The sequence below is a fragment of the Duffyella gerundensis genome, from assembly GCF_001517405.1.
GTDB classification, from domain to species: Bacteria; Pseudomonadota; Gammaproteobacteria; order Enterobacterales; family Enterobacteriaceae; genus Duffyella; species Duffyella gerundensis.
Map to the genome: position 1 here is coordinate 52,586 of NZ_LN907828.1, position 18,999 is coordinate 71,584.

At 58.5% G+C, this 18,999-nt stretch carries 17 protein-coding genes; 12 read left to right on the top strand and 5 right to left on the bottom strand.

The features are described 5' to 3' along the window. Positions 1 to 15: 15 nt before the first annotated feature. The 5 genes from EM595_RS17465 to treB form a co-directional block, all read right to left on the bottom strand. A complete protein-coding gene (locus EM595_RS17465) occupies positions 16 to 699 on the bottom strand; it encodes an outer membrane protein (RefSeq protein WP_067435731.1) in 684 nt (227 codons plus the stop codon). A 20-nt stretch (positions 700 to 719) separates the two neighbouring features. Further along, positions 720 to 1,217, bottom strand: a complete 498-nt coding sequence (locus EM595_RS17470) for a GlcG/HbpS family heme-binding protein (protein ID WP_067435734.1) — start codon at positions 1,215 to 1,217, stop codon at positions 720 to 722. A gap of 90 nt (positions 1,218 to 1,307) precedes the next feature. After that, complete coding sequence (locus EM595_RS17475; RefSeq protein WP_067435737.1) at positions 1,308 to 1,925, bottom strand: response regulator transcription factor; 618 nt, start codon at positions 1,923 to 1,925, stop codon at positions 1,308 to 1,310. Then, positions 1,922 to 3,235, bottom strand: coding sequence for a sensor histidine kinase (locus EM595_RS17480; protein ID WP_067435739.1), 1,314 nt, complete (start codon positions 3,233 to 3,235; stop codon positions 1,922 to 1,924). The genes EM595_RS17475 and EM595_RS17480 overlap by 4 nt, the downstream gene beginning before the upstream one ends. A 314-nt stretch (positions 3,236 to 3,549) precedes the next feature. Continuing rightward, positions 3,550 to 4,971, bottom strand: coding sequence for a PTS trehalose transporter subunit IIBC (gene treB, locus EM595_RS17485; RefSeq protein WP_067435742.1), 1,422 nt, complete (start codon positions 4,969 to 4,971; stop codon positions 3,550 to 3,552). A 692-nt stretch (positions 4,972 to 5,663) separates the two neighbouring features. On the opposite strand from treB, the gene EM595_RS17490 reads away from it, so the two are divergent. From EM595_RS17490 to arnF, 12 genes are all read left to right on the top strand, one after another. Next, positions 5,664 to 7,286, top strand: a complete 1,623-nt coding sequence (locus EM595_RS17490) for an ABC transporter substrate-binding protein (RefSeq protein ID WP_082691707.1) — start codon at positions 5,664 to 5,666, stop codon at positions 7,284 to 7,286. 41 nt (positions 7,287 to 7,327) lie between these two features. Continuing rightward, entirely contained in the window at positions 7,328 to 8,284 is a 957-nt protein-coding gene (locus EM595_RS17495; RefSeq protein ID WP_067435748.1) for an ABC transporter permease, read from the top strand. 2 nt (positions 8,285 to 8,286) lie between these two features. After that, positions 8,287 to 9,231, top strand: coding sequence for an oligopeptide ABC transporter permease (opp4C, locus tag EM595_RS17500; RefSeq protein ID WP_067435750.1), 945 nt, complete (start codon positions 8,287 to 8,289; stop codon positions 9,229 to 9,231). After that, a complete protein-coding gene (locus EM595_RS17505; RefSeq protein WP_067435753.1) occupies positions 9,228 to 10,208 on the top strand; it encodes an ABC transporter ATP-binding protein in 981 nt (326 codons plus the stop codon). Before opp4C ends, EM595_RS17505 begins: the two co-directional genes overlap by 4 nt. Next, the gene (locus tag EM595_RS17510; RefSeq protein ID WP_067435756.1) at positions 10,205 to 11,179 is read left to right on the top strand and encodes an ABC transporter ATP-binding protein; all 975 of its coding nucleotides are present in this window, start codon (positions 10,205 to 10,207) and stop codon (positions 11,177 to 11,179) included. Before EM595_RS17505 ends, EM595_RS17510 begins: the two co-directional genes overlap by 4 nt. A 472-nt stretch (positions 11,180 to 11,651) precedes the next feature. Beyond that, positions 11,652 to 12,791, top strand: a complete 1,140-nt coding sequence (arnB, locus tag EM595_RS17515) for a UDP-4-amino-4-deoxy-L-arabinose aminotransferase (protein WP_067435765.1) — start codon at positions 11,652 to 11,654, stop codon at positions 12,789 to 12,791. Next, entirely contained in the window at positions 12,788 to 13,768 is a 981-nt protein-coding gene (arnC, locus tag EM595_RS17520; RefSeq protein ID WP_067435767.1) for an undecaprenyl-phosphate 4-deoxy-4-formamido-L-arabinose transferase, read from the top strand. Before arnB ends, arnC begins: the two co-directional genes overlap by 4 nt. Beyond that, positions 13,765 to 15,753, top strand: a complete 1,989-nt coding sequence (gene arnA / locus EM595_RS17525) for a bifunctional UDP-4-amino-4-deoxy-L-arabinose formyltransferase/UDP-glucuronic acid oxidase ArnA (RefSeq protein ID WP_067435769.1) — start codon at positions 13,765 to 13,767, stop codon at positions 15,751 to 15,753. The genes arnC and arnA overlap by 4 nt, the downstream gene beginning before the upstream one ends. After that, positions 15,750 to 16,652 carry a 4-deoxy-4-formamido-L-arabinose-phosphoundecaprenol deformylase gene (gene arnD / locus EM595_RS17530; protein ID WP_067435771.1) on the top strand — a complete coding sequence of 301 codons (903 nt, stop codon included), beginning with the start codon at positions 15,750 to 15,752 and terminating at the stop codon, positions 16,650 to 16,652. Before arnA ends, arnD begins: the two co-directional genes overlap by 4 nt. Continuing rightward, on the top strand, positions 16,649 to 18,307 hold the full coding sequence (gene arnT, locus EM595_RS17535; protein ID WP_067435774.1) for a lipid IV(A) 4-amino-4-deoxy-L-arabinosyltransferase: 1,659 nt from the start codon (positions 16,649 to 16,651) through the stop codon (positions 18,305 to 18,307). Before arnD ends, arnT begins: the two co-directional genes overlap by 4 nt. Then, positions 18,304 to 18,633, top strand: coding sequence for a 4-amino-4-deoxy-L-arabinose-phosphoundecaprenol flippase subunit ArnE (gene arnE / locus EM595_RS17540; RefSeq protein ID WP_067435777.1), 330 nt, complete (start codon positions 18,304 to 18,306; stop codon positions 18,631 to 18,633). Before arnT ends, arnE begins: the two co-directional genes overlap by 4 nt. Next, positions 18,630 to 18,998 carry a 4-amino-4-deoxy-L-arabinose-phosphoundecaprenol flippase subunit ArnF gene (gene arnF / locus EM595_RS17545; protein WP_067435780.1) on the top strand — a complete coding sequence of 123 codons (369 nt, stop codon included), beginning with the start codon at positions 18,630 to 18,632 and terminating at the stop codon, positions 18,996 to 18,998. Before arnE ends, arnF begins: the two co-directional genes overlap by 4 nt. Position 18,999: the final 1 nt, after the last annotated feature.

Consider the following 18,999-nt stretch of genomic DNA (forward strand, 5'->3'; position numbering starts at 1 on the left):
GCCGCATTAACTGCCTCAGAACAGATAACGTGCTCCAAGGGTGATTTCGCTGGAGGCCAGGCGAGCTTTCATCTGCTCATCCTTCAGGCCGCGCACGTTGCCGAAGGTGTTGAAACCGCTTTCGACTTTACCCATATCGAGATAGCGGTAGCCGAGATCCAGGCTCAGACGCGGCACCGGCGAGTAGCTGACGCCTGCGCCCAGCGACCACGCCAGATTGTTCTGGCTGCTGGCGGCATACTGACGTGACGTGTTGCCCTGCCAGCCGCCTGCGTTAACCTTCGCCACGCCCAGCCCGGCGGTGCCAAACAGTGAAACGCCATAGCCAATATCATAGTCACGGTAAACGTTGAGCATCAGCCGTTCGGTTTTCAGCTTCAGGTGGTTATCGCTGGTTGCAAACGCGGTGGAGCCGCTGGTAAATTCCGCTTTCTGACGAAAAGTATACTCACCCTCGGTGCGCCAGCCGTTGCCGTACTGATAACCCATCGCCACCGCAGCGCCGTTCTGGCGATCCTTTTCTTTGCGCTCGACAAACTGCCCAACGCTCGGACGGCTACTGCTGTCCTGATTGCTGGCGCGCTGCTCGCTGTTGAGGAACTTCGCCGAGCCGTAATAGCCTTCATCGCTGTTTGCCGCCAGCGCTTGTCCCGCACTTAACATCAGTGGGAACATCATCAAACCCATTTTACTTTTCATGGTTATCCATCCTTAGTGTGTTATGCAGCCGTAAATTCTTTTTGCATGCTTTTCAACGCGTCCAGCGCGCAGGCCTGATCGAGATGGCCGCCCGGTGCGCCACCGACGCCGACTGCCCCAATGACCTGCTCACCTGATTTAATCGGTACGCCACCGGCCAGCAGCAGAAAGCCCGGAATATCGCGCAGGTTGGCGGCACCGGCATTTGACTGGGCGCTTTTCATCACGTTATCGGTGGCGTTTTTGGTGCTGAGCGCGGTAAAGGCCTTCATGCGGCTCGCTTCGAGCGTGTGCGGCCCGGCGTTGTCCATGCGCTTGATCACCAGCGGCGTTCCGGCACGGTCAACCACGGTGACCGCTACGCTGTAATTGTCTTTGGCGCAGACCTTCAAAACCTGCTGCGCCAGTTTATCGGCGAGGTCAAGGGAGAGGTTTTTCTGACTGAGAACGCCGGTTGCTGCGCTGGCGGCGGACACCATGCCGCTCATCAGCAGTGCACCTAACAGAAGTGATTTCATGGTATTGCTCCGTGTGTTTATGATGGAGCAATACTATGCAAGGCCGGACGGCGGCGAAATTAGCGCGAACACCTAACTTTCCAGGTGTTTTTACTTAGCTTCCTGGGTGAGTTCGCCATAAATCTTCAGCAATTTTGCCAGCGAATTGACCTCCAGCTTGCTGAATATATTGGCGCGATGTACTTCTACCGTGCGCGGCGACAGCGAGCGGCGCTGAGCGATCTCTTTACTGGAGTAACCCTGCACTATTTCGCCCAGCATCTCCTTTTCGCGCGCGGTCAGGGTGGCCAGCTTTTGCTGCAAAGGTTGCAGCCGTTGCTGCGCGTCAAAGGCGATTTGCTGCCGGGCCATAGCGTCGCCGACCACCTCAAACAGCAGGTCGGCATCTACCGGTTTGGTCAGAAACTCATGTGCGCCGTTTTTAAAGGCACGACGGCATAAATCGATATTGCCGTGCCCGGTCATCACGATCACCGGAATCGCTAGCCCCTGTTGCGTCCACTCTTCCAGCAGCGTCAGCCCGGATTTTCCCGGCATGCGGATATCCAGCAGCAGGCAGCCTGCCAGGTCGGCAAGATCGCCAGCCTGCTGTTGAAACGCCTCGGCGCTGTCGAAAGCCTGCGTCTGCCAGCCAACGGTCGAGAGCAACAGGCTCAGGGAATCACGCATCGCCGCGTCATCATCGATAATCCAGATATGCTGATTCATTGCGCCTCCTCGCGCTGCGGGGGAAAGTGCAGCGTAAAGCAGGCGCCTGCGCCCGCCACATTGCAGGCTTCAATGGTGCCGTGAAGGCGCTGCACCAGCGTATCGGTCAGCGCCATGCCGAGGCCAAGCCCGGCGGCGCGGGTGGTGAAAAAAGGCATAAAAACCTGCTTCAGCGCCTCAGGCGAGAGACCCGTTCCGCCATCGGTAAGCGTTAACACAAGATTCTGTTTTTCCTGTCGAACCTCGAGATGAATCCATGCGCTGTACGGATTGCCGGTCTGTGCCTGAACCGCATTGCTGACCATGTTATGCAGGATCTGTTCGATCCACAGCGGCGGCGCCATAAAGGGCGGCAGGTCGCTGGCGATCGCACTGCTGACCCGCACTTTCCCGGCATCGAGTTCATTATCCAGCAGCTTGCAGACACGCAGCCAGAGCTGCTGCAAATCGATTGGCTGATACTCGGGGTGCTCAGCGGTGAGCTTTTGGCGGAACTGGCTGAGCAGAGCATCGATGCGCTTGATCTGCGCGATGGCCGCCTCGAGCAGCATCGGCACCTGCGCGGGATTATCCTGTTTGATCAGCCGTAAGGCGGCATTGTTGTAGTTCATGATGGCGGCAAGCGGCTGGTTAAGTTCATGCATCATGCCCGCCGCCAGCTCGCCAAGGGTGTTCAGGCGAATAAGTTCGTTGTAGCGGGCGCGCAGGGCGGCGCTGTCGCGGCGACGCTTGTTGGTTTGAAACTGAATCAGCAGGCCGATCACCAGCGCCCAGAACAGGGCGGGAGAAACGATCAACCACCACGGCAAGGCGGCCCACTGCGGATTATCGCCCGCCGACACCACAAACGGCTGCGTCGGGCTGGCAACGCTTTTATCCCAGCGCCACCAGGTGTCAGCATTGCCCTGGCTGAACAGCGTCGTTGCCTGCTCAGTGATGGCGAGATGGGCGAAGGTTTTCTTCTCGCCCAGGGTTTCGAGCAGGATCGGCAGGTCGATCAGTATCGACAGGTGTGCGCTGTTCAACCAGTAGCGTCCGCCGCCCGCAGCTACGATAGGCGCACGATTTTCAGTCTGCTCGTGCTGCCGCCAGCGAACAATCTGCGGCAGAATATGCTGCACATCGGCAACGTGCTGGCTGGCCGGAAGCAGCGGAATAATGGCGTCGTGCTGCGACAGCTTTACGGTGATTTCACGGTACAGAATGCGATAATCAGCGGATCTCGCTTCATACTGCTGCTGTAAAAACCAACCGCCTAATGCCGCAGCGCTGAGCAGCGTAAGCAGTAACCAGCAGAGAATCCTTAACATACCCAATCCTTTTGATGTTAGTGAGCAAGTTCGCGGTGGGAGAGAACAATCCCTGTCAATCCAGGCGGCTGATTATCACTCTTTTTCCCTTAACGTTGCGCTTTTTCTCGCTGAAGTGACACGGCAGCACCTTGTAGCCGATCACTGAAAGCGACAGGTAATGACGGCAGGTTAAGTAGCCTGATACATCGTCTGAAACAGTGGAAGCGCCTTTGAGTAAGTGACGTTGTCACTCAATAAATATCACCCGTTTTCAGGCATAAAAAACGGGACCGCGGGGTCCCGTTTTGCGCTGTATTAGCTAAACCGGCGCGTTAGACCACCAGCAGTTTGCCAGCGGCATGTTTGCGTTTATAAATCGCCATCGTCAACAACAGCGGTACGATGATCGCCACCAGCATGGCGATGCCGTAAATAGCCCAGTACTGGGTTTTCACCGAAAGAATCGCGGGTAATCCGCCGACGCCAATGCCGTTAGCCATTACGCCGGACAAGCCGCAAATCAGCCCGGCTGCGGCCGATCCCACCATGCCGCAGAGCATCGGGAAGCGGTACTTCATGTTAATGCCGTACATCGCCGGTTCAGTAACACCAAGGTAGGCGGAGATGGCAGCGGGCACCGAAATTTCCCGTTCGTTGACCTTCTTACTCATAAAGATGATGCCCAGCACCGCTGAACCCTGCGCCATGTTGGAGAGCGCGATGATTGGCCACACCGGCGTGCCGCCGAGGTTCTGGATCAGCTGCAGATCCACGGCCAGCGTGGTCTGGTGCACGCCGGTAATCACCAGCGGCGCGTACAGGAAACCAAACAGCGCGGAGCCGATCGGCGCAAACGGACCGGTCATCAGGTGGCTGACGCCCCAGGCAATACCGTTACCGATGATGCGGCCAAACGGCCCGATAATGGTGTGCGCGAGAAAGACCGCCAGCAGCAGCGAAACAACCGGCACCACCACCAGCGTCAGGTAGTCGGGCACGATACGTTTGAGCTTCAGCTCAATCCACGCCAGCGTCAGGCCAGCCAGTATCGATGGAATAACCTGCGACTGATAGCCGACCTTATCGATCGAAAACCAGCCAAAATTCCACACTTCCGGGACTTGTTGGCCGAGCAGGTAAGCGTTCATCAGCTGCGGCGAAACCAGCGTAATACCCAGCACGATGCCGAGGATCGGCGTGCCGCCCATTTTCTTCACCACCGACCAGCAGATGCCCACTGGGATGTAGAAGAAGATCGCCTCGCCGATCAGCCATAAAAAGTCATACACGCTTTTCCACACCACTGAGGCTTCGGTCAGCGGCGCGTCGTTGTAGAGCGGCAAATCGCCAATCAGGTTGCGGAAGCCGAGGATCAGGCCGCCGCTGATCAGCGCAGGCAGCAGCGGAAAGAAGATCTCCGCGAAGTGAGAGATCAGGCTTTCGTGCCACTTCATGTTCTGGCGCGCCACCCGCTTTGCACTCTCTTTGTCGGTTCGGCTTAGCTGGGTGCGTTCCAGCAGCACGTTATACCAGTCGCCGACGTCGGTGCCGATCACTACCTGAAACTGTCCGGCATTGGTAAAGCAGCCCTTAACCATTGGCAGGTTTTCAATATCTTTTGGCCGGGCTTTGGCGGGGTCGTTCAGCACAAAGCGCAGTCGGGTGATACAGTGCGAAACCGTGGCTATATTACTTTTCCCGCCAACCAGATCGATGAGGTTATCGATATCCTGCGGGTTACTTTTTATCGCCATATTGACCTTCCAGAGGATGAATGATGAGAAAAACTGATGGCCTGGGCTGTGCGAACGGGCCGTTTTTTTATAACTCTCCGCGCATCAAGAACATAGCTGCTAACGTTGCAGACCGATATCAGGAACGTTCCATTAATTGAAAACGATCACAAAATAGTCGCCAGTGGTGATTTGGCTTATGTTTTGCCAACGGGACGGCAGGTGCGAGGGCTAAAAGGCAGTTTGAAGCAGGCGTTTTCAAAGCAGAAACAGGGAAGGCGGCAGGCGTATTTTGTTTAGCAGCCCAACAGAAAGGGAAAGAAATTTAACGTGCTTCACCAGGCAGCCGATTTTTTCATTATCAGAGTTGGCTATGTCTGTGCATTCTCTATGGGCCTTTTCAGATCAATGCCATAGCGAAAGTAGCAAGAGATGATCTTATTCGGCCAAACGATATTGGCACTAAACAAAGCGTTACCTGATTTCACTGCCGACTTAGACGTAATTCAGCAAAGCTTTGCCATTTAATTCCTAAGGACAGATCGCTATAACTCATGCCGTTACGTTGTTAGACAGCCTTAAGCGTGACTCTTATCTTTCGTCATGATTTGTAAACCTCATGGCAACCATTTGATAAGGGAATACGTTTGTCCAGATATGCACAACCCACGCGCATTGCGCAGGCGCTGACACTCGCCGTGTTAAGCAGCGTCATGGCCTTTTCCTCGCCGCTTTATGCCGATGAGATTCTGAAGCCGGGCATTACGCCAGCCACTGACATCAGCCAAATCCCGGCGTCCGCGAAGCTGCGTAAAGACACCGTGGTGGCGGGTATCTCTGAACCTCAGGGCATTTTCAATCCCTATTTCTTCGTCAATGGCTGGGATGAGAACGTTACCAACGTCATCTTCTCGCGGCTGATCGACTGGGATAGCCAGGGCAAGCTGGTGCCTGGCCTGGCAGAAAGTTGGTCGGTCAGCGACGATCATAAGGTTTACACCATTAAGCTCAGGCCGAACTTAACCTTCAGCGACGGCTCGCCGTTAACCGCTGAGGATGTCGCGTTCACCCTGACCGTGCTTCACGATCCGAAATATGATGGCGACACGGATATCACGCTGGCCAACATTGCCGGTGGAGCCGATTACAAAGCGGGCAAAGCCGACAGCGTCAGTGGGCTGAAGGTGATTGATCCACTGACCTTGCAGGTGACCACCACGCAGCCAGGTGCCACCACGCTGGCAAAAATTGGCGGACCGGTGCTGTCAAAAGCCTGGTACGGAAAAAATTATCAGCGTGGCAATCTCGACTATCTGCGTACGCTCAACGGCAAGCCGCTGGGCAACGGCCCTTACGTTTACGATAAATATATTCCCGGCCAGGAAATTCGCTTCCACGCCAACACGCGCTTCTATCGCGGCACGCCGCCGGTACCTCGCTTTATTTATCGCGTCACCAATCCATCGACCAACTTCCAGCTATTCCAGACCGGCGAGACCGATTACGACGCCTTTACCTCCCGTCCGGATGATATTGAACAGCTGCGCATGCTCGGTTTTGCCAACATCAACCTGTATGGCTCCAGTGATTACAGCAAAGTGGAATTTAACCTGCATCGCCCGGCGTTGCAGGATGCAAAAGTACGCCAGGCGCTGATCTACGGGCTGGATCGCCAGAAGTTGATTGATGTGGTTTATCAGGGTTACGGCAAGGTGGCGATTGAGCCAATAGCGCCCATCTCCTGGGCGTGGAACGCTAACGGCGTGAATCCGTATCAGTACAATCCTGCGCGCGCTAACCAACTGCTTGATGAAGCGGGCTGGAAGAAGGGACCGGACGGCATTCGCGTCAAAGCGGGCAAACGGCTGGAACTGACGCTGCTGGTGAGCAAAAAAGTGTTGAACGATGCACTGATTCCGATCGCCAAAGAGAACTGGCAGCAAATTGGCGTGCTGCTCAAGCCACAGGTGGTGGATTTCAACGCCTTGATGTCGCAACGCAAGGCGGGGAACTACGATCTCGCCTCGTTCAGCACCAGCACGCTGAACGATCCGCATGACGGCGTGTGGGATTTCTACAGCAAGGAAGCCACCGAGTCGGGCTATAACAACCCGCAGGTCGACGCGCTGATTAATCAGGGCAACACCGAGCTTGATCCGGAAAAGCGCAAGCCGATTTACAACCGGCTGTATCAGGTACTGGCCGAGGATCCACCGGCGATTTTGCTTGCTTACCGGCAGATTCTCTCCGCCAGCAGCGCCCGCGTCACCGGTTTTAAACCGGATATCTACAACGGCCTGACCGGCAGCCTGCCGAACGTCACCATCGCCAAATAATCGGGTGGCCAGCGCTGGCTGGCCATTGCGCAGAGACGTGCATGAAAAACTTTATTCTCCGACGGCTGCTGCAAACGGTGCCAATGCTGCTGTTTGCCTCGCTGATCATCTTTATGCTGTTTGCCAAAACGCCTGGCGATTTCATTGATGGCAACGTCACGCTTACTGCCGCGCGCGCCGCCGAGCTGAAAGCCATTTACGGCCTCGATCGGCCACTGCTGTGGCGCTACCTGCACTGGCTGGGTCAGCTGCTGCGCGGCGATCTCGGCTTTTCGTTGCAGTATCAGATACCGGTAAGCCAGCTGCTTAACCAGTACATCTGGAATTCATTTCTGCTGGCGAGCATTGCGCTGCTGTTTTACTGGGGCATCGGCCTGACGGCGGGCGTGATCTCCGCGATGCGGCCTGGCTCGCTGTTTGATTATCTGCTCAGCGTGGTGGTCTTCGCTGCGATGTCGTTTCCTACCTTCTTTCTCTGTCTGCTGCTGATCAAATGGTTTGCGGTGGATCTGCACTGGCTGCCGGTAGGCGGCATGACCAACACCGGCAGCGACGAGACCGGCTGGGCCTGGGTTGTGCAGGTTGCTGCGCATCTGGTGCTGCCAGTGCTGGCGCTGGTGATGCTGCAAGCGGGCAGCCTGACGCGTTATTTTCGCGCCAGCATGCTCGACGTGGTGAAGATGGATTTTATTCGCACCGCGCGGGCAAAAGGGCTGCGCGAGCGTACGGTGATCTTTCGCCATGCGCTGCGCAATGCGCTGTTGCCGGTGATTACGCTGCTCGGCTTTGAGCTGCCGGGGCTGTTTTCTGGCGCCATCATCACGGAAAAAGTCTTTAACTGGCCGGGTGCCGGGCATATTCATCTCGATTCGCTCGCCGCGCGTGATTATCCGGTGCTAATGGGCTTTACGCTGTTTCTCGCGGTATTAACCATTCTGGGCAATCTGCTGGCCGATGTGCTTTACGCGTGGGCCGATCCGCGCATTCGGGTGAAATAATCATGTTAAGTACGCTGTTTTCCACCCGTCGCCTGCGCAAGGCGATTATTCCGACGATGGCCAACGTGACACCGTCACCCTGGCATCTGGCGTGGCGCACGCTGCGCCATAACCCGCTGGCCATGCTGAGCCTGGCGTTATTAATTATCATGGCTCTCTGGTGCGTTGTCGGGCCTTACTGGTCGCCGTGGCAGAACGACGCCACCGATGCGCTGATGGTCAATAAGGCTCCCGGTGCTGCGCACTGGCTGGGCACCGATTTCCTTGGCCGCGATGTCTATACGCGCCTGCTGCTGGCCGGGCGTATCTCGCTGATGATCGGCCTGATGACCATGCTGCTCTCGGTAGCGCTGGGCTATCTGCTGGGTGCGCTGGCCGGCTATCGCGGCGGCATCACCGATAAACTGTTGATGCGGCTGGCCGATCTGGTGATGACCATTCCCAGCCTGCCGCTGCTGATCGTCGCCGGTGCCATGCTCTCCGAGCTCGACTTTTCCGCCGAGTCGCGTGTTTACATGGTGGTGATCATGCTGAGCCTGCTGGAGTGGCCAAAGCTGGCGAGGCTGGTGCGCGGACAAATTCTCTCGCTGCGTGAGCGCGACTTTATGCTGGCAACCCAGGTGCTTGGCCTGTCGTCGCGTCGACGGCTGTTCCGCCATCTGTTGCCAAACACCGTGCCGTTGTTGATTGTGATGGCGACCATGGGGGTCGCTAACGCCATTCTCACCGAATCCGCCCTGAGCTATCTCGGCCTTGGCGTCGTGCCGCCGACGCCCTCATGGGGCAATATGATGGACGCTGCCAACAGCCTGATCGATTTTCAGCGCCGCCCGTGGTTATGGATGCCGCCCGGTATTGCCATCTTTCTTACCGTGATCGCTATCAATGTGCTGGGCGATGGCCTGCGCGATGCCCTTGATCCAAAAATGAAACCGGGGCTGAAATGAGCACGCCATTAATTTCGTTCGAAAACTTATCGGTCTCTTTTGCCGGCGAGCAGGGCCGGGTACGCGCGGTGCAGCAGGTGAGTTTTTCCCTGCAACCCGGACAGACGTTGGGCATCGTCGGCGAGTCGGGCTGTGGCAAAAGCGTTACCGCGCTGTCGCTAATGGGATTATTACCGGCTCAGGCGTCGCGCATCGATGGCGGTGCCATCCGGTTTGAGGGGGAAGATCTGCTGCAATTAAAACCGAAGCGCATGGCCGATCTGCGCGGCAACGCGCTGGCGATGATCTTTCAGGAGCCGATGAGCGCGCTGAACCCGGTGTTAACGCTGGGTGAGCAGCTGTGTGAACCGCTGATCCGCCATCGCGGCGTCACGCCGAAGGCGGCCTGGCAGCAGGCGACACAGCTGATTAGTGACGTCGGGCTGGGCCGGGCCGAAAGCCTGATGCGCTGTTATCCGCATCAGCTCTCCGGCGGCATGCTGCAACGCATCATGATCGCCATGGCGATCAGCTGTCAGCCGAAGCTACTGATTGCCGACGAGCCGACCACCGCGCTGGATGTCACGGTACAGGCGCAGATCCTGCAGCTGCTGCGTGAACGTGCGCGGGCACAGCAGATGGCGCTGATGCTGATTACGCACGATCTCGGCGTGATTGCACAGATGGCGGAGCAGGTGGTGGTGATGTACGCCGGAAGGGTGGTTGAGCAGGGCCCTACCGCCGACGTACTGCGTCAGCCATTGCATCCTTACACCCGCGGGCTGATCGCCTCACGGCCGGTGCCCGGCGAGCGCCGTCGCCGCCTGTGGTCAATTCCCGGTCAGGTACCGGATCTGGCGGCACTGCCCGCCGGGTGTGCCTTTGCCGATCGCTGCGATCGCGTTTCAGCACACTGCCGGAGTGCCGTGCCACCGCTGATCGGTGAGGTGCGGCGAGCGGCCTGCTTTCACAGTGAACGCGCGGAGACGCAACCATGAACCAGGACTATGTGATTGAAGTCGACGGGCTGAAAAAATATTTTCCCATCCGCGATGGCTTGTTTGGCCAGGAAACCGGGCAGCTGCGCGCCGTGGATGACGTTAGCTTTCGCATTCGTCGCGGTTCCATCTTTGGCCTGGTCGGCGAATCGGGCAGCGGTAAAACCACCGTAGGGCGCACGCTGCTCGGGCTGTATGAACAAACCGCAGGCCATATTCTCTGGCAGGGGCAGGATCTGCAGCAGTTAACCGCGCGACAACGCCAGGCGCTGCGGCCAAAAATGCAGCTGGTCTTTCAGGACCCTTACAGCGCGCTGAATCCACGCATTCGCGTCGGCGACGCCATCGGCGAGGCGATGTTGCAGCATAAGTTGTGTAGCCGGGCAGAACTGCGGGACAAGGTGCTACAGGTGATGACCATTTGCGGTCTGGCCGCGCAGCATTATGATCGCTTTCCGCATGAGTTTTCCGGCGGACAGCGACAGCGCATCGGTATTGCCCGCGCGCTGATCCTGAATCCTGACTTTATCGTCGCCGATGAGCCGATTTCCGCGCTGGACGTGTCGATTCAGGCGCAGATCATCAACCTGTTTTCCGATCTGCGTGACGATCACGGCGTCACCTTTCTGTTTATCTCGCACGATCTCGGGGTGGTGGAGCACCTTTGCGATGATGTCGCGGTGATGTATCTCGGTCAGCTGGTGGAAACCGCCAGCCGCGACCGGCTGTTCAGTCAACCGCTGCATCCTTATACCCAGGCGCTGCTGGCGGCAGTGCCGACGCTACAGCCGCAGCAGAAACCGTCGCAGATCGTGCAGGGTGATATTCCCGATCCGGCGAATCCGCCGCCGGGCTGTCGCTTCTCTTCGCGCTGTCCGCTGGCGACAGCGCAGTGCCGCAGCGAGGCACCGCGTTTGCGACAGGTGGCTGAAGGGCATCAGGTGGCGTGCCATAAGGTCATGCCAGCGTGAAATACGGTGGTCACCGTTGCGATAAATAAACACGTGCAGATGGGCTTTATTTCATAATAATGACAGTGCGGTTTATTTTTCTAATCTAAACCGCAGCTCAATAAACTGTAAATACGCATACTGGAATAACCCTTCTTCTATTTCTGTCACCTGTAAATAAATATGTCCTTCCGCTGCGTGCCCAGCCGCGCACCCCCTGATCAGAAAGGGTTTTTCTTATATTCCCTGCCTTTTTTTATTACCGCCGCACGCGTTTACTTACATTCCAGGGGGTATTCCCCAAATTAAAAAAATAGCGCGTTTAATGTTCCTTTAAGGTTCGGCTTATATTCTCGCTGAAGTCTTAATCGGCCACCTTTTATCCTTATTTTTAGCCGTGCAGAAGCGTTGCGCTGCGGCGTTGTGCTGCCGGTTATTTAACGGTTCAGGCGCCCTTGCCGCACGGCATTTTTCGCATTAAGGAACAGACGTTATGGCTTTTCTTCCTTTTTCTCGTCCTTCACTCGGTGCAGCTGAGCTGGCTGCCGTTGAAGCGGTGTTTCGTTCGGGCTGGATCACCACCGGCCCGCAATGCGCGGCACTGGAACAGGCGTTTTGTCAGTTCACCGGTAATCAGCACGCCATTGCGGTGAGCTCCGCCACCGGCGGCATGCACGTTGCGCTCATGGCGCTGGGATTGCAGCCGGGCGATGAGGTGATCACCCCCTCCATGACCTGGGTTTCCACGCTGAATATCATCACTTTATTGGGCGCTACGCCGGTAATGATTGATGTCGATGACGACACGCTGATGGTCAGCGCTGAGGCGATTGAGGCGGCCATTACGCCCAATACGCGCGCGATTATACCGGTGCACTTTGCCGGTGCGCCGCTGGATCTCGACGCTATCCGCGCGGTGGCCGAACGCCACGCGATCCCGCTGATTGAAGATGCGGCGCACGCCATCGGCACGCACTACAAGGGCAGGCCGGTGGGGCAAACCGGCACCGCTATTTTCTCCTTTCACGCGATTAAAAATATCAGTTGCGCCGAAGGCGGCATGGTAGTGACCGATGATGCCGCCTTCGCTGAACGCATGCGCATGCTGAAATTTCACGGGCTGGGCGTCGACGCCTTTGATCGCTTTACCCACGGTCGACAACCGCAGGCTGAGGTCATTATGCCGGGACTGAAATATAACCTGCCCGATATCAGCGCGGCGATTGCCCTCGTGCAGCTGGAGCGGCTGCCCGCCTTTAACGCGCGTCGCGACGCCATCGCCCAGCGCTATCTCAGCGCACTGCGCGATCTGCCTTTTGCACCGCTGGCGCTGCCCACCTGGCCGCATCAGCACGCCTGGCATCTGTTTATTATTCGCGTTGACGAAGCGGCCTGCGGCATCACCCGCGATGCGCTGATGCAGGCGCTGAAAGATCAGGATATTGGCAGCGGGCTGCACTTTCGCGCTGCGCATACCCATCGCTGGTATCGCGAGCGCTATCCACAGCTCTCGCTGCCCGCCACCGAGTGGAACAGCGAACGCATCTGCTCGCTGCCGCTGTTTCCCGACATGACCGACAGCGACGTCGAGCGCGTAATTACCGCATTGCGCACGCTCGGGGCCAGAGGATGACGGAGATGCTCATACAAAAAATCTCGGTGGTGATCCCGGTGTTTAACGAGCAGGAGAGCCTGCCGGAGTTGCTGCGGCGCACCGATGCCGCCTGCCAGCGCTGCGAACTGGATTACGAAATCGTGCTGGTGGATGACGGCAGTCAGGATGACTCCGGTGAGATGATCGCCGCGGCGGCGAACCAGCCGGGTAGCCACGTTGTCGCTATTCTGCTTAACCGCAACTACGGCCAGCACTCGGCCATTATGGCGGGCTTCAGCCACGTCAGTGGCGATCTGATCGTCACGCTGGATGCCGATCTGCAAAATCCCCCGGAGGAGATTCCGCAGCTGGTGGCCGCCGCACAGCAGGGCTACGATGTGGTGGGAACGGTGCGGCAAAACCGCCAGGACAGCTGGTTTCGTCGCCGCGCCTCACGCACCATCAACCTGCTGATTCAGCGCGTAACCGGCAAGGCGATGGGCGATTACGGCTGCATGCTGCGCGCCTATCGTCGGCACATTATCGACGCAATGCTCAATTGCCACGAACGCAGCACCTTTATTCCGGTGCTGGCCAACACCTTTGCCCGCCGCACCATTGAATTGCCGGTCACCCACGCCGAACGGGAGTTTGGCGAGTCGAAGTACAGCTTTATGCGGCTGATCAACTTGATGTACGACCTGATCACTTGCCTGACCACCACGCCGCTACGCATGCTAAGCGTACTCGGCAGCCTGATCGCGCTGACCGGCTTTGCCTTCTCAATCACACTGATACTGCTGCGGCTGTTCTTCGGATCCGCCTGGGCCGGTGACGGCATTTTTATGCTGTTTGCCGTGCTGTTTATCTTTATCGGCGCGCAGTTTATCGGCATGGGCTTACTCGGCGAATACATCGGCCGCATCTACAACGACGTGCGCGCCCGGCCTCGTTATTTCATCCAGCGCGTCATCTATCCCCAATCCGGCGCATCCGCACAGGACTCTGAATCATGAAAACCATCGTCTTCGCCTATCACGACATGGGCTGTACCGGCATCACTGCGCTGCTGCGCGCGGGTTACTCTATCGCTGCCATTTTTACTCACGCCGATGCCACCAGCGAGAATCATTTCTTTGGCTCGGTCGCCCGGCTGGCAGCGGAAAACGGCATTCCGGTTTACGCCCCGGATAACGTTAATCATCCGCTGTGGATCGATCGTATCCGGGCGATGGCGCCTGACATGCTGTTTTCCTTTTATTACCGACACCTGCTGGGCGAGGAGATCCTCGCCTGCGCCGCGCAGGGGGCGTTTAACCTGCACGGTTCGCTGCTGCCCCAGTATCGTGGCCGTGCGCCGCTGAACTGGGTGCTGGTTAACGGCGAAACACAAACCGGCGTCACGCTGCATCGTATGGTGAAACGCGCCGATGCTGGCGACATTATTGCGCAGGCGACGCAAGAGATTGATGCCGAGGATACGGCGCTGACGTTGCATCATAAGCTGGTGCGCTGTGCGGATAATCTGCTCAATGACGCGCTGCCCGTGATGCTACAGGGGAAAATAGCGGGCAGGCCGCAGCGGGAAGAGCAGGCAACGGTGATGCGCGCCCGCACGCCGGACGATGGTCGTTTGATCTGGTCGCAGGCGGCAACGCAGCTGCACAACCTGGTGCGGGCGGTGACCGATCCCTGGCCCGGCGCCCTGGCCTGGGCGGGCACCACCAAATTCACCGTCTGGAAAAGCCGGGTCGTGGCCGTGGCCGGTGACGCAGCGGGCAAGCCGGGCACGGTGATCTCTACCGCACCCTTTGTGATCGCCTGCGGTGAAGGCGCGCTGGAGATCGTTACCGGCCAGGCAGATAACGGCGTTTACATGAACGGCAGCCAGCTGGCGCAAAGCCTTGGCGTGGTGCCGGGCGCGCTGCTCGGCTCACAGCCGGTGGCCACGGCGAAACGCCGCACGCGCGTGCTGATCCTCGGCGTCAACGGCTTTATCGGCAATCACCTGACCGAACGGCTGCTTCAGGATGATAATTTTGAGGTGTTTGGGCTGGATATCAGCGCCGACGCCATCAGCCGTTTTATCGGCCATCCACGCTTTCAGTTTGTGGAAGGCGACATCAGCATCCATTCAGAGTGGATCGAATATCACATCAAGAAATGCGACGTTATTCTGCCGCTGGTGGCGATCGCTACGCCGATTGAGTACACGCGCAATCCGCTGCGGGTATTTGAGCTCGACTTCGAAGAGAACCTGAAAATCATTCGCGACTGCGTGAAGTACGACAAGCGCATCATTTTTCCGTCGACCTCGGAAGTCTACGGCATGTGCGATGACGACAGCTTTGATGAGGATCATTCACGGCTGGTGGTCGGGCCGATCAACAAGCAGCGCTGGATCTATTCGGTGTCCAAGCAGCTGCTGGATAGGGTGATCTGGGCCTACGGCGATAAGCAGGGGCTGCGTTTTACGCTGTTCCGCCCATTCAACTGGATGGGGCCGCGGCTCGATAACCTCAATGCCGCCCGCATCGGCAGCTCACGCGCCATTACCCAGCTGATCCTCAATCTGGTTGAAGGATCGCCGATCAAACTGATTGACGGCGGCAGCCAGAAGCGCTGCTTCACCGATATCAGCGACGGCGTCGAGGCGCTGTTCCGCATTATTGAGAATCGTGCGGGCAACTGCGACGGGCAGATTATCAACATTGGCAATCCGCATAACGAGGCGAGTATCAGAGATCTGGCTGAACAGCTGCTGGCGAGCTTTGAGCGCCATCCGCTGCGCGCGCAGTTTCCGCCGTTTGCCGGCTTCCGCGAGGTGGAAAGCAGCAGCTACTACGGCAAAGGTTATCAGGACGTTGAGCACCGCAAACCCTCGATCCGCAACGCCCGCCGCCTGCTGGAGTGGACGCCACAGGTGGCGATGGAAACCACCATCGACAACACGCTCGATTTCTTTCTGCGCACCGTCGAGGTGCAAGGCGACGCCTCATGAAAAAAATTGGCCTGCGCATTGATGTGGATACCTGGCGTGGCACGCAACGGGGCGTGCCAGCGCTGCTCGATCTGTTCAACAAGCACGATATTCAGGCAACCTTCTTTTTTACCGTGGGGCCGGACAATATGGGGCGGCATCTGTGGCGGATGCTGAAACCGGCGTTTTTATGGAAGATGCTGCGATCGCGCGCCGCCACGCTTTACGGCTGGGACATCGTGCTGGCGGGTACCGCGTGGCCGGGCCGGGTGATTGGCGAGGGTCTGGCGTCGGTGATCAACGCCACCACCGATCATCATGAGGTCGGGCTGCACGCCTGGGATCATTTTGCCTGGCAAACCTGGGCGGGCGTCTGGCCGAAAGAGCGGCTTCATCAGCAGATCCAGCGCGGCCTGACGCTGCTGGAAAACATTACCGGCAGCACCATCTGCTGTTCAGCGGCGGCGGGCTGGCGCGCCGATGGCCGTGTGGTGCAGGCCAAAGAGCATTTTGCCTTTCGCTATAACAGCGACTGCCGCGGCACCGCGCCATTTCGCCCATTGCTCACCAATGGCCAGCCGGGCACGGTGCAAATACCGGTGACGTTGCCCACCTGGGATGAGGTGGTCGGCACGCAAACCAGCATTGCCGGTTACAACGATTATATTCTCAGCCGCATGCAGGCCGATTCCGGCACGCCGGTTTACACCATTCATGCTGAGGTGGAAGGCATTAGCCAACTGGCCGCCTTTGACTATCTGCTGACGCGCTGTAAAGCGCAGGGCATCGAATTTTGCCCGCTGGGCGCGCTGCTACCCGCCGACATTAACCGGCTGCCGCTGGGGAAAGTGGTGCGTGGGCAGATCGCCGGGCGGGAAGGGTGGCTCGGCTGCGAAACACGGACTGGGGTTGAGCCATGAATCATCGTCGTAATGGCCTGTTACTGCTGGCCCTGATCGCGCTCTATTACCTGCTGCCGCTGGAATTCAGGCCGCTGTGGCAGCCCGACGAGATGCGCTATGCCGAAATCAGCCGCGAGATGCTGCACAACGGCAACTGGATCACGCCGCATTTTCTCGGCCTGCGCTACTTCGAAAAACCGGCGGCGGGGTACTGGATCAATAACCTCGGCCAGTGGCTGTTTGGTCATAATAATTTCGCCGTGCGCATTGGCGCGGTCGCTTCCACCCTGACCAGCGCGCTGCTGCTTTACTGGCTCGGCTGCCGTCTGTTTGCCAGCCGTCGCATCGCGCTCACCGGCAGCCTGATTTTTCTGACCTCGCTGCTGGTGTATGGCGTCAGCACCTATGCGGTGCTGGATCCGATGCTCACGCTCTGGCTGGTTGCTGCCATGACGCTGTTCTGGTGGGCAAGTCACGCCGGGAGCCGCGCGCAACGCCTTGGCGGCTGGCTGCTGTTTGGCCTGGCCTGCGGCATGGGCTTTATGACCAAAGGCTTTCTGGCGCTGGTGCTGCCGGTGCTGGCGATTGTGCCCTGGGCAGCGTGGCAGCGGCGGCTGAACGAATTACTACGCTACGGCCCGCTGGCGCTGCTCAGTGCGGCACTGATTTCTGCCCCCTGGGCGCTGGCAATTTATCACCAGCAGCCCGATTTCTGGCACTACTTTTTCTGGGTTGAACACATACAGCGCTTCGCCGACCAGGATGCGCAGCACAAGGCGCCGTTCTGGTACTACCTGCCGATGTTGATCGCGGGCACGCTGCCGTGGCTGGCGCTGCTGCCGGGTGCGCTGTTCACGGCGTGGCGTCAGCGTACCGCCGCGCCGGGCATGCTCTATCTGCTCTGCTGGACGCTACTGCCGCTGCTGTTTTTCAGCATCGCCAAAGGCAAGTTACTCACCTATATTTTGCCCTGTTTTGCGCCGCTGGCCCTGCTTATTGCCGCGCACGGACATGCGTTGGCGGCCCGCGCGTCGCGCACGCTGCGCGTTAACGCGGTGATCAATGTGCTGTTCGGCAGCGGCGCGGCGCTGCTGATCATTCTGGTGCTGGCACCCTGGGGCATTGGTAAACATCCGCTGTATGCTGCCGACGAACTGCTGCCGCTGAGCCTGGCGCTGATCGCCTTCGCCGGTTGGGCGCTGGCTGGTGCGCTCAGCCTGGGATCGGCGGCGCGCCGCTGGCAATGGGCCGCGCTCTGTCCGCTGGCGCTGGCATTGTGCATCGGCGGGGCGATTCCGCGCAGTGTGGAAAACAGCCGTCAACCGCAGGGCTTTATCCACAGCGTCAGTGACAAACTCACCGGCAGCCGCTATCTGCTCAGCGACAATCCCGGTATTGCCTCGGCGCTTGCCTGGACGCTACGGCGCAGCGATATTTTGTTATATGACCAGCAGGGCGAGCTGCGTTATGGCCTGAGCTATGCCGATGCGCAGGACCGTTTTGTCAGCGGCGATCGTTTCAGCGCCTGGCTGGCGGCGCACCGTCAGCAGGGCACCGTTTCGCTGGTGCTGCTGCTGGATCGCGACGAGCCGCTACCTGCGGATCTGCCGCGCGCGGATGTGGTCTGCCGCAGCGATCGCATGCTGCTGCTGCAATACAAGCCGACGCCATGAACAGCAATCTTCTGCTGGTACTGCTTACCAGCCTGTTGAGCTGTGGCGGCCAGCTGTGTCAGAAACAGGCGGCGCGCCAGCGCACTCGCTATGGCGTCATCGGCTGGCTGCTAAGCGGGCTGCTGCTACTGGCCGCGGGCATGCTGATCTGGCTGCGTGTGCTGCAACGTTTGCCGGTCAGCCTGGCTTATCCAATGCTGAGCCTCAACTTTATGCTGGTGGCGCTGGCGGCGCGGCTAATCTGGCGTGAAAAGCTGTCGCGCCAGCAGTGGCTGGGCACGCTGCTGATTGTGGTGGGCGTGGCATTAATGGGGCGATACGCATGAAGGGACGCGGACTGGCGCTAGCCAGCATGCTGTTGGTTACTGCTGCCCAACTGATGCTGCGCTGGTCAGTGGTGCAGTTGCCGCTGACCAGCGCCGAATGGCGAACCTTACCGCCGTTGCCGTTAAGCGTACTGGCAGGCGGTCTGTTCGCTTACGGGCTGTCGATGCTCTGTTGGACCGCGGCACTGCGTCATCTGGCACTGAATCGCGCCTATCCGTTGTTGAGCATCAGTTATCTGCTGGTGTGGGCACTGGCGCTGTGGTTGCCGGGCTTTCACGAGCCTTTTCACGCCGGAGCCGTGCCCGGCGTGTTGCTGACGCTTGTCGGCCTGCTGCTGCTCTGGCAGCGCGGCGAACCACGGTGAC

Excerpts from the sequence above, each read along its gene's own strand:
- EM595_RS17465 (WP_067435731.1), bottom strand. The coding sequence starts at position 699 with ATGAAAAGTAAAATGGGTTTGATGATGTTCCCACTGATGTTAAGTGCG.
- EM595_RS17470 (WP_067435734.1), bottom strand. The coding sequence starts at position 1,217 with ATGAAATCACTTCTGTTAGGTGCACTGCTGATGAGCGGCATGGTGTCC.
- EM595_RS17475 (WP_067435737.1), bottom strand. The coding sequence starts at position 1,925 with ATGAATCAGCATATCTGGATTATCGATGATGACGCGGCGATGCGTGAT.
- EM595_RS17480 (WP_067435739.1), bottom strand. The coding sequence starts at position 3,235 with ATGTTAAGGATTCTCTGCTGGTTACTGCTTACGCTGCTCAGCGCTGCG.
- treB (WP_067435742.1), bottom strand. The coding sequence starts at position 4,971 with ATGGCGATAAAAAGTAACCCGCAGGATATCGATAACCTCATCGATCTG.
- EM595_RS17490 (WP_082691707.1), top strand. The coding sequence starts at position 5,664 with ATGGCCTTTTCCTCGCCGCTTTATGCCGATGAGATTCTGAAGCCGGGC.
- EM595_RS17495 (WP_067435748.1), top strand. The coding sequence starts at position 7,328 with ATGAAAAACTTTATTCTCCGACGGCTGCTGCAAACGGTGCCAATGCTG.
- opp4C (WP_067435750.1), top strand. The coding sequence starts at position 8,287 with ATGTTAAGTACGCTGTTTTCCACCCGTCGCCTGCGCAAGGCGATTATT.
- EM595_RS17505 (WP_067435753.1), top strand. The coding sequence starts at position 9,228 with ATGAGCACGCCATTAATTTCGTTCGAAAACTTATCGGTCTCTTTTGCC.
- EM595_RS17510 (WP_067435756.1), top strand. The coding sequence starts at position 10,205 with ATGAACCAGGACTATGTGATTGAAGTCGACGGGCTGAAAAAATATTTT.
- arnB (WP_067435765.1), top strand. The coding sequence starts at position 11,652 with ATGGCTTTTCTTCCTTTTTCTCGTCCTTCACTCGGTGCAGCTGAGCTG.
- arnC (WP_067435767.1), top strand. The coding sequence starts at position 12,788 with ATGACGGAGATGCTCATACAAAAAATCTCGGTGGTGATCCCGGTGTTT.
- arnA (WP_067435769.1), top strand. The coding sequence starts at position 13,765 with ATGAAAACCATCGTCTTCGCCTATCACGACATGGGCTGTACCGGCATC.
- arnD (WP_067435771.1), top strand. The coding sequence starts at position 15,750 with ATGAAAAAAATTGGCCTGCGCATTGATGTGGATACCTGGCGTGGCACG.
- arnT (WP_067435774.1), top strand. The coding sequence starts at position 16,649 with ATGAATCATCGTCGTAATGGCCTGTTACTGCTGGCCCTGATCGCGCTC.
- arnE (WP_067435777.1), top strand. The coding sequence starts at position 18,304 with ATGAACAGCAATCTTCTGCTGGTACTGCTTACCAGCCTGTTGAGCTGT.
- arnF (WP_067435780.1), top strand. The coding sequence starts at position 18,630 with ATGAAGGGACGCGGACTGGCGCTAGCCAGCATGCTGTTGGTTACTGCT.